The sequence below is a fragment of the Saccharopolyspora kobensis genome (genome assembly GCF_900108315.1).
In the GTDB taxonomy this organism is placed as follows: domain Bacteria; phylum Actinomycetota; class Actinomycetes; order Mycobacteriales; family Pseudonocardiaceae; genus Saccharopolyspora; species Saccharopolyspora kobensis.
Window position 1 is genome coordinate 713,429 of sequence record NZ_FNVB01000004.1, and the last position, 12,811, is coordinate 726,239.

General features: G+C 71.0%; 8 protein-coding genes. 2 read left to right on the plus strand and 6 right to left on the minus strand.

Annotation, left to right across the window (positions count from 1 at the left end):
- Positions 1-67: 67 nt before the first annotated feature.
- From C4T78_RS16165 to C4T78_RS16175, 3 genes are all read right to left on the minus strand, one after another.
- Positions 68-298: a hypothetical protein gene (locus C4T78_RS16165; protein WP_093345494.1), complete on the minus strand. Its 231-nt coding sequence runs from the start codon at positions 296-298 to the stop codon at positions 68-70.
- Positions 299-676 carry a VOC family protein gene (locus tag C4T78_RS16170; RefSeq protein ID WP_093345496.1) on the minus strand — a complete coding sequence of 126 codons (378 nt, stop codon included), beginning with the start codon at positions 674-676 and terminating at the stop codon, positions 299-301.
- Positions 677-1,166: 490 nt separating this feature from the next.
- Positions 1,167-1,679, minus strand: a complete 513-nt coding sequence (locus C4T78_RS16175; RefSeq protein WP_093345499.1) for a DinB family protein — start codon at positions 1,677-1,679, stop codon at positions 1,167-1,169.
- A 1,049-nt stretch (positions 1,680-2,728) separates the two neighbouring features.
- Here C4T78_RS16175 and asnB point away from each other — a divergent pair.
- The gene (gene asnB, locus C4T78_RS16180) at positions 2,729-4,570 is read left to right on the plus strand and encodes an asparagine synthase (glutamine-hydrolyzing) (protein WP_093345501.1); all 1,842 of its coding nucleotides are present in this window, start codon (positions 2,729-2,731) and stop codon (positions 4,568-4,570) included.
- A 62-nt stretch (positions 4,571-4,632) separates the two neighbouring features.
- Here the strand turns inward: asnB and C4T78_RS16185 are convergent, their stop codons facing one another.
- A complete protein-coding gene (locus tag C4T78_RS16185) occupies positions 4,633-7,338 on the minus strand; it encodes an ATP-binding protein (protein ID WP_093345504.1) in 2,706 nt (901 codons plus the stop codon).
- A 71-nt stretch (positions 7,339-7,409) separates the two neighbouring features.
- Here C4T78_RS16185 and C4T78_RS36040 point away from each other — a divergent pair, with 71 nt between their 5' ends.
- Positions 7,410-8,942, plus strand: a complete 1,533-nt coding sequence (locus C4T78_RS36040) for an NAD(P)H-binding protein (protein ID WP_093345506.1) — start codon at positions 7,410-7,412, stop codon at positions 8,940-8,942.
- A 151-nt stretch (positions 8,943-9,093) separates the two neighbouring features.
- On the opposite strand, the gene C4T78_RS16195 is transcribed toward C4T78_RS36040, so the two are convergent.
- Together C4T78_RS16195 and C4T78_RS16200 are read right to left on the minus strand one after the other, a co-directional pair.
- Positions 9,094-9,987, minus strand: coding sequence for an MBL fold metallo-hydrolase (locus tag C4T78_RS16195; RefSeq protein WP_093345509.1), 894 nt, complete (start codon positions 9,985-9,987; stop codon positions 9,094-9,096).
- Between the two features lie 57 nt (positions 9,988-10,044).
- Positions 10,045-12,693 (minus strand): AAA family ATPase, encoded by a 2,649-nt coding sequence (locus C4T78_RS16200; RefSeq protein ID WP_093345511.1) that lies wholly within the window; start codon positions 12,691-12,693, stop codon positions 10,045-10,047.
- Between the last annotated feature and the right edge of the window lie 118 nt (positions 12,694-12,811).

Genomic DNA, 12,811 nt, shown 5'->3' on the forward strand with positions numbered 1-12,811 from the left:
CCTGTCGTGGCGCCGCGACCCCGGACGGAGGATCGCGGCGCCGTGCTACCCAGGTACCGGGTGCGTGTCAGGTGGCCGTGGCCAGGTCGCGGATGATCACGGCCAGTTCGGCGGGACGCGTCATCGGCACGTTGTGGTTGCCCGATGCTGCCCGACCAGGCGGGCCGCCACGTCGCGCCACACCGCGGCGTTGTGAACCGCTGCCGCGGACCAGCAGCACGTTCGTGCCCCGGCCGCCGAAATCCAGTCCCGACAGCACGCCGCCGCGGACGGGCGCCTCCGCCTGCTCCGCTGACATCTACAGGTACGGCCTGGTGATCAGTTCGAGGGCGTGGCCGGCCGGGTCCATGAAGTAGACGCCACGGCCGCCGTGCTCGCCGTTGATCTCGCCCGGGCGGGTCTGCTGGGGATCGGCCCAGTGCTCGATGCCCCTGCTCCGCAGCAGCGCGTAGGCCCGGTCGAAGTGCTCGTCGTCGAGCAGGAAGGCGTAGTGCTGCATCTGGATCTCATCGACCGGGGGCTCGGCGAACTGCAGCATCACGCCCTGGTCGAGCATGATGTTGGCGAACGGTCCCCAGGACGGCGCCTCGGCGGCTTCCAGGACGTCCCGGTAGAACGCCGCCGATTCGTTGCGGTCCTTGGCGGCGATGATGGTGTGGTTGAAGGTTGCTGGCATGTGTCTCCTGTTCAGTGTTCGTGGGCGACCGGGCCGGTTTCCAGCCCGGTGCACCGGGCGTGCTGGGGTGCGCGCACAGCCGGGCGCGGCGACGGGTTGTTCCGAAGTGAGGGTGACGCAGCGGTCGGCTCGGACGTCCGGTCAGCGCGCGCAGCCGGGCTCTGCCGGTCAGGGCGTGCGGGAACGTGCCTTCATCGCCCGCAGCGGGGCGGAGGAGGAGAATCCGATGTGGACCGCTTTGTGGGGAGCCGAAACGGCTCCGGCGTCGCTCAGGTGGTCTTGAGACGTGGACGCATAGCGGTCTCCTCGGTAACGGTGCCTCCATGCCGACGCCGTCCACTCGACGCCGTCACGCGACACTGGAGAAACATCTATCACGGACGCCGGGAAGAGTTCAACCCCGTTTGGCGGCGGCAGTTGAGCGCCTCTCCGGCGGTCGGCTCGCTGGTGCGCGCAAGCCCGGCCCGAGGCCGCGCGCCCGGGCGGCGAGTCACCGAGTCATCGTGATGGGTGGTGCCGGGTGCTTGATCTGCTCGCGGAGGATGTCGCCGTGGCCGGCGTGGCGCGCGAAGTCCTCCGCGAGGAGCAGGTAGATGAAGCGCAGGTTGACCTCGCCGAGATCGGGGTGCGTCGTGGTGTCGTCGAGGTCGAAGTCGGCGGCGATCGCGCGGGAGCGTTCGCTCGCCCGCTCGAACTCGGCGATCACCTCGGGCACGGTCTCGTCGTCGGCGACGCGGAAGCTGGGATCGCGCGGTGTCGTGCCGCCATCGCATTCGCTCTCGGGCACGCCCGCCAGGACGTGCTGGAACCAGATCCGCTCGGCGACCGCGGCGTGCTTGAGCAGTCCGATCGGCGTGGTCGCGGACGCGACGAGGCGGCGCCGGGCCTCCGTTTCGGAGAGCCCGCGCACCGCGTTGATCAGCTCGGCCCGGTTGCGGTCGAGCGTGCTTTCCAGCAGCAGGCGTTCAGCGCCGGTGGTGATCCGGGGTATCGACCAGGTCATCGTCGTCTCGATTCTGCTCGTAGGTGTGGAACCGCCCGCGGGCTCGGGGTTCTGGTTCGCCAGCGGTGTGCCGACGTCCTCGCCTGCCTGCCGCGGGCGGGGGAGTCGCCGAGTTCGCCGATCCTGCCGCTCGCTGAGTGGGCGGCTGACGGCTTCGATTCGCTAGATCTGCGCGTCGCGGGGCCGGGACTCGCCGGACTGCTACCTCGCGCGCAGGCGGTGCCGACACCCTAGCCCAAGGTGAGTGCGGGGTCGAGGCTGACGCGCGGAATGGCAGGAAATACTCGCATTTCGCTACCTGCCGCCTGATGAGCATCAGTCGAATTGCCTGCGAGGGTGAATTGTTGGGTGGTGCGCCCGATTTCTGAATCCGCCGTTGACATCACCGCGACATCGGAACTTCGGTGCAGTGCTGTTCAGCGTTCGGGGTAGTGCGGGCGCGGGTCGGCCGTCCGGTGTACTGGACGTAGCGGCCAACGGGCTCTCCGCGTGGTGCTCTCGGCGTTCTTGGCGAAAGTCCTTGCAGTTGAGAGGTTTTCGCCAGGGCGTCGAGGCATGACGTCAGGCGCACGTCGAGGCCTGCGAAGCCTGAATTCTGCTCGATGACCTGGCGCTGGGGTTCCCGTCGATCCGGTATTTCCCAGTTTTGCGAATGATCGGTGGCCGTACCTGGGTCGCAGTTGCGCCGCTGGGCGTGTCGCCACCCGGAATCGTTCGTTTGGCGTTCGACAAATCCGCTCTCCTGTTGTTAGCTTGAGATCGCTCGGGGCGACAGCCGGAACGGCCCCTGGTCATCAGAACGAAGTGTCGATTCGGCCTCCTGCAACGACATTCGAGTGAACGCGGGACGAGCGCTGCTGCTCGCCTCCCGCCGCGTGCTTCGAGCTTCCCATCCCTTCGAAAGCCATCGCGCCCAGTCGACCCGGCCTGAGCGGGCCGGGAAGCGAAACGAACGTGGAAGAACCGAGTTCGCGGGGAAATCGCCGTGCGTCCTGCGGGTTCCGCCGGGCGCGGCACCGTCCGATGCACCACCGAGAGGGGACATTGCAGTGTGCGGGATAACCGGCTGGGTTTCCTACGGAGCCGACCTCGTCGGCCAGCGGCACGTCATCGACGAGATGACGGCGACCATGGCCTGCCGGGGGCCGGACGAGACCGGTACCTGGGTGCGTCGCAACGTCGCGCTCGGGCACCGCAGGCTCGCCGTCATCGACCTCCCCGGCGGCACCCAGCCGATGGAGGCCGAGACGCCGGGCGGATCGGTCGTCGTGGTCTACAGCGGGGAGACCTACAACTTCACCGAGCTGCGCGCCGAGCTCAGCGGTCGAGGACACCGCTTCCGCACCGACAGCGACACCGAGGTGGTGCTGCGCGGCTACCTGGAGTGGGGCGAAGGGCTGGCCGGGCGGCTCAACGGGATGTACGCGTTCGCGATCTGGGACGAGCGCGAGCAGAAGCTGGTGATGATCCGCGATCGCATGGGGATCAAGCCCTTCTACTACTCCCCGACCCCGGACGGCGTGCTGTTCGGATCCGAGCCGAAGGCGATCCTGGCCAATCCGCTGGTGCCGCGGGTCGTGGACTCCACCGGGCTGCGCGAGCTGATGGCCTTCACCAAGGCACCCGGCTGGTCGCTGTGGAAGGACGTGCACGAGGTCGAACCCGGAACCGTGGTCCGGGTGGACGCGGGCGGGATCCGCACTTCGGTGTACTGGACGCTGGAGACCCGGCCGCACACCGACGACCGGGAGACCACCGTGGCGAAGGTGCGCGAGCTGCTGGTCGACACCGTCGACCGCCAGCTCGTCGCGGACGTGCCCCGCTGCGTGCTGCTCTCCGGGGGCCTGGACTCCAGCGCGATCACCGGCATGGCGGCCGCGCGGCTGGCCGAGCAGGGCGAGCAGCTGCGGACGTTCTCGGTGGACTTCTCGGGCCAGGAGGAGAACTTCCAGCCGGACGAGCTGCGCGACGCCCCGGACGCGCCGTTCGTCCGGGACGTGGCCAAGCTGGTCGGATCCGCGCACCAGGACGTCGTGCTGAACCCGGCCGACCTCACCGATCCCGCGGTGCGCCGCGCGGCCGTGCGCGCCAAGGACATACCCACCGGCCTGGGTGACATGGACATCTCGCTGTACCTGCTGTTCAAGGCCATCCGGGCCGAATCCACGGTCGCGCTGTCGGGTGAGTCGGCCGACGAGGTGTTCGGCGGTTACCGGTGGTTCCACGACGACTCGCCGCGCAACACGACGACCTTCCCGTGGCTGGCGTTCCAGAACGCGGTCAGCACCGACCGGACGGCGTTCCTGCGCCCGGACGTCCGCGATCACCTCGACGTGCCCGCCTACATCGGTGACGAGTACGCGGCCGCCGTCGCCCGCATCGACCACCTGGACGGCGAGAGCGCCGAGGAACGCCGGATGCGCACGGTGTGCAACCTGCACCTGACCCGCTTCGTCCGGGTCCTCCTCGACCGCAAGGACCGCATCTCGATGGCGGTCGGCCTCGAAGTCCGGGTTCCGTTCTGCGATCACCGGATCGTCGAGTACGTCTACAACACGCCGTGGTCGATGAAGACCTTCGACGGCAAGGAGAAGAGCCTGCTGCGCCGCGCGGCCGAGCACGTGCTCCCGCCCTCGGTCGTCGGCCGGGTCAAGAGCCCGTACCCGTCGACCCAGGACCCCGGGTACGCCGCGGCGATGCAAGCGCAGGCCCGGGAGCTGCACGCCGATTCCGCGCACCCGGTCTTCGAGCTGATCGATCGCGGCTGGTTGCGCCGGACGGCCGAGATGGACCCGGCCGCGATGCCGGGGGCGACCCGGCACAGCCTGGACCGCGCGCTGGACCTGTACCACTGGTTCGAGCTCCACAACCCGCAGATCCAGCTGAGCTGACGACCGGAGCGGCGGACGACGCCGTCCGCCGCGCAACCGGCCGGGCCGTCAAAGGCTCCGCTTCAGCGGGCTGCTCGCTCATGCGCCGCCGGGGTCGTCTCCTGATCCGGCGTCCGGTTCTGCAGCACGCGGGCCAGTTCGTTCCGGGAGGCGATGCCGAGCTTCGGGTACGCCTTGTAGAGGTGGTAGCCGACGGTTCGCGGGCTGAGGAACAGCTGCGCGCCGATGTCCCGGTTGCTCAGCCCTTCCGAGGCCAGTCGCACGACTTGCAGTTCCTGCGGTGTCAACGCGCCCAGCAGGTCGGGCGTCTGGGCGAGCTGCGTTTCACCTGTCGCGCGCAGCTCGGCTCGCGCCCGCTTCGCCCACGGCTCGGCGCCGAGCCGTTCGAACTCCTCGGCCGCCGATCGCAGCAGCGGGCGGGCGTCGACCCGGCGGCGCTGCCTGCGCAGCCATTCGCCGTAGAGCAGTTCGGTGCGCGCGAGCTCGAACGGTCGCCCGCCCGCCTGCCGCCCGAGGCGCACCGCTTCGGCGTACCGGTGCTCGGCCTCGTCGGCCGGACCGAGCAGGGCCAGGCAGCGCTGCGCGACTCCGCGCGCCCACGGCTGCTCGACGAGCTCGGCCCAGCGCAGGTAGCGCTCCACGGGCCCGTGCACGCGCCTTCCCAAGCGCGCGGCCGCTTCGGCCAGGTCGGGCACCGCGGAAAGCGCGTCCATCCGGTTCGCTCCGTCGACCAGGGTGCTCAACCGGTCCCAGACCGCCTCGTGCCTGCCGAGGCCGAGGTCCAGCAGACCGAGGGCGCAGGCCGCGCGCACGTAGCTGTGCCCCAGTCCCGGACGCCGTGCTTCGGCGGCCAGGTCCGCGCAGCGCTGCTCGTCACCGTCCATCGCGGCGAGGTGGGCGAGCACGGTCGACGCGTGGGCCACGGCCCGGCGCTGGCCGATGTCCTTCGCGATGCGCAGCGCCTCCGTGCCGCTGGCCAGCGCATCGTGCCGCTGCCCCTGGTGGAGCTGCGTGCGGGCGAGCACGCCGAGCACGTGGAGCAGCGAGCCGACCGCGCCCCGGGAGCGGGTCTCCCGCTCGGCGGTCAGGGACCAGTCGTGGGCGGCTCGGTGATCGCCCAGCAGCAGGTGCCACCAGGCGACCTTGAGGCACGGAGTTCCTGCGTCGATCAGCTCGCGCAGTGCCGACACCCCGTCGTCGAGGCCGTCGGGGTGCGGTGCGTTCAAGCCGAGCGCAGCTCTCGCAAGGAGATCGACTTCGTCGCCGCCGAACGTCCGGATGCGCGCCACGGCGTCGAAATCCGCTGCCATCCAGGCGGTTTCGACCGCGAAGAACAGCATTCGGCTCGCAGCGCGTTCGTCGTGCTCGGCGACGGTGGCCGCCTCGTCGACGAGAATCCGGTGCGCTTCCAGCGGCCTGCCGGCGTCGTCGGCCAGCGTTGCGTGCAGCGTTTGGCACTCGGCCCACGCCTCCGGGTCCTTCAGGTGGACCGCGGCCTCGCCGGCCAGGGCGCTCACGCGTTCGTTCTGCCCTGCTTCGTACGCCGCGTGCGCGGCGGTGAGCAGCCGGGCGCCGCGATCCTCCGGGTCGGGGCTCAGCGCTGCGGCCCGCTCGTAGGCCGCCGCGACCGAGGCGTAGCCGCCGAGCGCGCGGTCGGCTTCGCCTGCTTCGACCAGCGCGGCCGCCACCGCCTCGTCCGGCCCGGTGGTCGCGGCCGCCAGGTGCCAGGCGCGCTGGCAGATGTCGTGCCGCCGCTCGAAGACCTCGGCGAGTTCGGCGTGCACGGCCAGCTTCTCGCCCAGCGTGGCCGACTGGTAGACCGCGGACCGGATCAGCGGGTGCCGGAAGTCCAGCCTGCCGTCGACGTGGCGCACCAGCCGCTGGTGCTCGGCGGCGGCCAGATCCGCGACACCGGTGCCGAACTTCCGCGCGGCCTCGAACACCACATCCGGCCGACCGGTGGATTCCGCGGCCGCGACCAGCAGCAACGTCCGGGTGGCGGCCGGCAGCTCCTCGATCCGGCCGGCGAAGGCCTGCTGGATGCGGCTGTGCGTCGGCAGCGGCGTGGGCTGCGCGGTCGGTCTGCCCGCGCGTTGCGCGGCGGAGTACTCGTGCAGCGCGAGCGGATTACCGCGCGCGTCTTGAGCTATTCGCGCCTGAACGTGGCGGGGGAGATCACCGGCGTGCTCGTCGAGCAGCCGCTGGGCGGCTGCCTCGGGCAGCGGTGCCAACCGCAGTTCGGCGACGCCGTGCGCGGGGAACGGCGGTGCGTGCAGGTCGCGAGCCGCGAACAGCAGCGCGATGGGCTCGGCCTCCAGCCGGCGCGCGGCGAACAGGAGCGCGTCGTTCGAAGCGTGATCCAGCCAGTGCGCGTCGTCCACAATGCACAGGAGCGGCTGTTCCTCGGCCAGTTCGGCGAGCAGCGTCAGCAGCGCCACCCCGACCAGGAACCGGTCGTTGCCCTGTGCAGGGGCGAGCGAGAGCGCCGACCGCAGCGCTGTCGACTGCAGCTCGGGCAGTTCGCCGATGCGGTCGGTCAGGCCGTTGAGCAGCAGGTGCAGCCCGGCGAAGGGCAGAGGTGCCTCGGACTCGATCCCGACCCCGCGGAGCACGCGCATGTCGGCTGCGCCCGCCGCGGCGTGCTCCAGCAGCGCGGACTTGCCGATCCCGGCCTCGCCGCGGACCACGAGAACACCGCTGCGCCCCGTGCGGGCGCCGACGAGCAATCTGTCGACCGCGGCCAGCTCTTCGTCCCGGCCGTGAAGCATTCCACCACCCTAGTCCGGACCAGTCACCTGACGGATGCCGAGCCCGCCGCCGGATCACTAGCGTGACCTCCATGAACGAGCAAGACGCGGTGCTGGTCATCGGAGCGACGGGCAATGTGGGGCGGCAGGTCGTGCGGGGGCTGGTGGCGGCCGGGACACCGGTCCGCGCCCTGACCCGCAACCCCGGGGCCGCGCGGCTGCCGAGCGCCGCGCAGGTCGTCCAGGGCGACCACGCGGTCCCGGACACCCTGCGCCCGCACCTGGCGGGAGTGCGCGCGGCCTTCCTGGTCTGGCCGCGCCTCGACGACACCGGCACGGCCCGCGAGCTGGTCGACCTGCTCGCCGAGCACGTCGACCGGATCGTGTTCCTGTCCTCCGCCGCGGTCCGCGACGACCTCGACGAGCAGCAGGAACCGATCGGCCGGGCGCACCGGGAGATCGAGCTGGCGATCGAGCGCGCGGGAGTGCGGTGGACCTTCCTGCGGCCGTGGGCGTTCGCCGCGAACGCGCTGGAGTGGGCCGAGGCCGCCCGCGCTGGAGACGTCGTGCGCGGTGTGCTCGGCGATCATCCGGTCACCATGATCGACGAGCGGGACATCGCCGCGGTCGCCGTCCGCGCCCTGACCGAGGAAGGGCACGCCGGAGCCGCCTACGAGCTGACCGGGCCGGAACTGCTGAGCCCGGTCGAGCGGGTCCGGCTGATCGGCGAGGAGACCGGTGCGGAGCTGCGGTGGGCCGAGCTGTCCGACGACCAGTGGCAGCAGCGGCTGCTGGCCATGGGCTTCGACGAGGACGACGCGCAGGCGTTCCGCGAGAACTTCCGGGCGTCGCTGGGGACTCCGCAGCCGGTCACCGACGCGGTGCGGGAGGTCACCGGTAGGCCCGCCCGCACCTTCCGCGACTGGCTGCGCTGGCGCGCGGCCGAGTTCACCGACCCGGTGCCCGAGGTCGGCGCTCCGGAAGCGGGTGTGGTGCTGATGAGCACTTGGTCGCTGGACGACCCGCAGCGCCAGCGCGCGGCGGCCGACGCGGTGCTGGAGGCGTGGGCGGAAGGAACGTGGCCGCCCGGGCTGCTGCGGCACAGCGTTCTCCTCGGCACTGACGGCGAAACCGTCCTCCACTACTCGCAGTGGACGGACGAGGCGGCGGTGGCGGCGTTCCGCGAAGCCGACCCGCCGGAGCGCGTCAAGAGCATCGATGACGAGGTGCCCGGCATCCGCCGCAACGGAGTGACCGACTACCGGCTGTACCGCAGCAGGGTCGACAGCGGCTCCCTCCGCCCGGGTTGCGTGGTCGTGGTGTCCTTCCGCACCGACACCGCCGAGACCGGCCGGGCCTTCGTGGACCGGCTGCTGTCCTGGCAGGCGGCCGAACTGCCGGACGGATCCATCGGCGGGATGTCCTCGAACCACTTCCACGTCGGCATCGAGGGCACCAGCGTCGTCAACTACGCGGAGTTCGCCGACGAAGCGGCGCACCAAGCGGTGGTGGACGGCATGCTCGGCGCCGACGACACCGTGCCGCGGATGATCGAGAACACCCCCGGACTCACCGGCCTCGGTTTCCAGCGCTTCGTCCCCTACCGAGCCCTCACCCGCAGCTGACACGCGCGGGCGACTCCCGGGAGGTCGCCCGCGCCGGCCTGTGACGGCGGCCCTGGAATTCCGTGGATTCCAGGTCGGAGTTGTCCCGGGAGCACCGGCGCGAGCAGTGCGAGTCGATCAGGTGGTGGCCGATGCTCGCGGGAGGACCTCGTCAGGCGTGTTCGGCGCAGAGGCAGGCCACTCCATTCTCGATCCACTCCTGACCGGTCCAGTCCGGGTGCCGTTCGAGCATCAGGGCTTTGACCTCGGCGGCGGTGGTTTCCTCGCTGACCGCCGAGTCCCGGCGGATCCAGGTCTCGTCGCGGAGGAGCTCCAGGTAGTCGCGGACGTCGGTGAGCACCTGGGGCCCGGAGGTTTCGCCGTGCCCGGGGACGACCAGGGCCGGGTCGGTGTCGATCAGGCGGTGCATCACCTCGATCCAGCGGAGGCCGGAGACGTCGGTGTCGTGCGGCGGGAACCACGGGAAGATCGAGAACTGGCCCGCTTCGACCAGGTCTCCGGTGAACAGGACTCCGGCGTCGGGAACCGTCACCACCTGGTCGCCTTTGCTGTGCGCGCGTCCGGTGGCTCGCAGCTGCACGATCCTGCCGCCCAGGTCGAGATCGCGGGCTTCGGGGTAGGTCTCGTCCGGCGCGACCAGCTCGACGCCCTCCAGCTGGCGCGCGACCGGGGCTCCGAGGCCGCGGAACATCTCCAGGTAGCCCGGCCCCTTGTGCGCGAGGTCCGCGGCCTGGGCGCTGTTGACGAGGTAGGTCGCTTCGCCCGCGAAGACCTGGGCACCGAACGCGTGCTCGGGGTGGAAGTGCGTCGTCGTCAGGTACAGCCGGCGGCCCTTGGCGTACTCGGCGGCGAAGGCCAGGACCTTCTCGGCGTTTCGCGGGCCCATGCCGGTGTCGACGACCAGCACCGAGTGGCTGCCGCCGATGATGCCGATGTTGGGCACGAGCTCGACGCCGCCGTCGGGGATCACGATCAGGTCGGGAGCCAGTTCGCGGGCGTTGCCCGGCTCGACGACCGGTTCCTGGAAGAGCGATTCGGAAGCCATGAGGTGAGTGTCCTTTCGGTCAGCGCCATCGGTCGACGCTTCCTGAACACGTCGGGCTCATGCCGCCGGGTTCGCCGTGCCGTTGAGCGTCGCCGCTGCGAGTTCTGTTCGGGAGCGGTAGCCGGTCTTGTTGAAGAACCTGGTCAGGCGGCCTTCCACGCTCTTCTCGCTGGTGCCCAGGACGGTTGCCAGTTGGGAGTTGGTCAGGCCTTCGGTGATCAGGGCCGCCAGCAGTCGCTCGTTCTCGGCCACGGTCGCGCTGCGACCCGGAACCGTCATGTTCCGGGCTCGCATCAGGTTGCGCAGTCGTGCGCGCGGGATCAGCGCGTCCAGCTCGCCGAACATCTCGTACGCCGTGTGGACGAGCTTCTGCGTCCCGGCAGCGGATCCGGCGACGGCGGCGAAGGTGGAGGCCAGTTCGAACGGGCGGTTGCGGGCTTTGGCGAGCTCCATGACCTCCGCTGCGGTGCGCGGATCCGGCTGCACCAGCAATCGCGCGAGCAGCGCGCTGCGCCGTGCGGCGGTGGTGCCCAGCTGGTCCGCGACCTGCTGGAGCCGGTTGGCGCATCGCCGTGCTGCGGCCGGGTTTCCGGCTTGTGCTTCGGTTTCGGCGAGCCGCAGCCACAGTTCGTCGGTGCCCGCCGTGATCCCGTTCCCGGCCGCGAAGCGGAGCGCCTCCTCGATGAGGTTCTTCGCCCGCAGGGTCGCGCCGAGCGTGCTTTCGAGCTCGGCTTCCGGGACCGCCAGCAGGTGCGGCAGCAGGAGGTGCTGGGAACGCGCGTCGTCGAGGACCGCGCGGGCGCGGTTCAGCTGGCCGCGGGCGGTGAGGATTCCCGCCAGTTCCCGGTACGTCGCGGTTCGCTCGGGGCCGTGGACGTGGGCCGACGCTGCGGCGAGGTCGGCCCTGGCGAGGTCCAGCGCCTCGTCCCACCGGCCCGCGAAGCTGGCCCCGATCGCGGTCGAGGGCGCGGGAACGTCCAGCCAGCCCGCGAGCGAGAGGGTGCGCGACAGCACCTCGGAGGTCGGCGCGTGGTCGGCGAGCGCCTCGCGCGCTTCCTGCCAGCGGTTGAGCATGTACAGCGCCGCCGCGCGGGTGGTGATCCGGTTCTCCTCGCCGCCCGGGACCGAACCCCGGCCGTCCTCCACGAGGGCCTGCAAGGCGGCCGTGGCGCCGCTGCCCGCCAGCCCGATCACGTAGGTGATCAGCAGTTCCTGCGAGGAATCCGGCGTGAGGTGGTCGGAAGGGCTGCGCAGCACGATTTCGGCCGACTGGACGGCGGAGCCGAAGCGCCTGTGCCGCGCACACGTCACGGCGTGCTGATGCAGTGCTTCGGCGCGCCGTGCAGGGTCGGTGAACAGCCCGGCCGCCGCCCAGAGCCATCGGTCGGCGCGCTCGCCGTTCTCGGTGCGGGCCGCTGCCGACAGCAGGGTCGCCGCGGTGCGTTCCGGGTCCGCCGGTTTGCCCGCGTCCACGAGCCGTTCCGGGAGGTAGTCGGGGGACAGGCAGATCGCCCTGCCCTGCTGGAGCGCGTTCACCGCGAGCTGTGCGATCAGGCGCCGCTCGAACGGGCCGAGGCAGGCGGTGAGCAGGGTGGCGAGCATCGGCGCGCGGAAGCGCCAGCTGCCCGCCGGACGTCCGGGCAGCACCACGCCTGCCTCGCGGAGCTCGTGCAGCACTTCGTCGACGGCTTGCTCATCGGTGTCGACGGCCTCGGCGATGAGCGCCGGGGCGGCGCTGCCCAGCGGATGCAGCACCGCCAGCGCTTTGATCACCGGCCAGGACGCCTTCAGCTCGGCGAACAGCGGGTGGGCGACCGGCAGTTCGGCCGCGCTGCGGACCAGGTGGGCCTGCTGGTCGACGATCCGCAGGCTGCCCGCCCGCTGGTAGCCCTCGACGGCGGCGCGCACGACCGCGGGAATTCCCGCGCAGGAGTTGCGGATCGACCTCGCCAGACCGGGCGCGGGCTTGGCCCGGAGCAGGTCGGTGAGCAGCTCCTCGACCGCCGACGCCGACAGCGGGCGGAGACGTTCCTCGTGCACCAGAGCAGCCACGTCGGGGTCGAGCGCGCGGGCGGCGCACACGAAGGTGACCGGGGAGCCCGCCAGCGCGCTGATCGAGGAGGACAGGGCCGTGCGGGCATCGCTGCCGAGGCGGTGCGCGTCGTCGAGGAAGACCACCAGGCGGTCGCGGCGCGCGGCCAGGCTGCTCACCACCCGGCTCAACGCGGTGCGCGCGCATTCATCGCGGACGAGCGGCAGGCCGAGGCCGTCGGAGAATCTCGTCACGAGGTTCGGCAGATCTGATACCGCGCTGGGGATGCGAATTTCCGCTGTCGCGATTCCGGCCTCGACCAGCTTTTCCCGCACTCGAGCCAGAACCGTGCTCCTACCTGTTCCGGCGGGTCCGGTGACCACGACCGCGGGAATGGCCGGGCGGTCGCAGACGTCGATCACGCGGGCGATGACATCGTCGCGGCCGATCGAACGGACACCCGGAGCGGCCGTTCGGGCAGAGACGTGCACCGGGCCGTCGCCGGTGCCGGTGACCTGCGGCAGAGTCGGCAGGGCGCGTTCGCCGGGCTGGATCGCGGATGCGGGGATGAGCACGAGATCCAGTATTGCCAGCGCCGCCGGAGCAGTTCGTGCCGGAACGATGAGAAGGTCATTAAGAGTTTCTTTCGCGGAGGTTGGCGAGTTCGGAAACATTGCCAGGTTCTAAAATCTGTCATTCACGATCCTTGGCGTGGCGACGTGCTGAGCGGGGGCGGCGATAACGTCCGCCCAGCGCTTCTCGGGAAAGCGGTGGCTACGGTGAGGACGGTCG

Excerpts from the sequence above, each read along its gene's own strand:
- C4T78_RS16170 (WP_093345496.1), bottom strand. The coding sequence starts at position 676 with ATGCCAGCAACCTTCAACCACACCATCATCGCCGCCAAGGACCGCAAC.
- C4T78_RS36040 (WP_093345506.1), top strand. The coding sequence starts at position 7,410 with ATGAACGAGCAAGACGCGGTGCTGGTCATCGGAGCGACGGGCAATGTG.
- C4T78_RS16165 (WP_093345494.1), bottom strand. The coding sequence starts at position 298 with ATGTCAGCGGAGCAGGCGGAGGCGCCCGTCCGCGGCGGCGTGCTGTCG.
- C4T78_RS16200 (WP_093345511.1), bottom strand. The coding sequence starts at position 12,693 with ATGTTTCCGAACTCGCCAACCTCCGCGAAAGAAACTCTTAATGACCTT.
- C4T78_RS16195 (WP_093345509.1), bottom strand. The coding sequence starts at position 9,987 with ATGGCTTCCGAATCGCTCTTCCAGGAACCGGTCGTCGAGCCGGGCAAC.
- C4T78_RS16175 (WP_093345499.1), bottom strand. The coding sequence starts at position 1,679 with ATGACCTGGTCGATACCCCGGATCACCACCGGCGCTGAACGCCTGCTG.
- C4T78_RS16185 (WP_093345504.1), bottom strand. The coding sequence starts at position 7,338 with ATGCTTCACGGCCGGGACGAAGAGCTGGCCGCGGTCGACAGATTGCTC.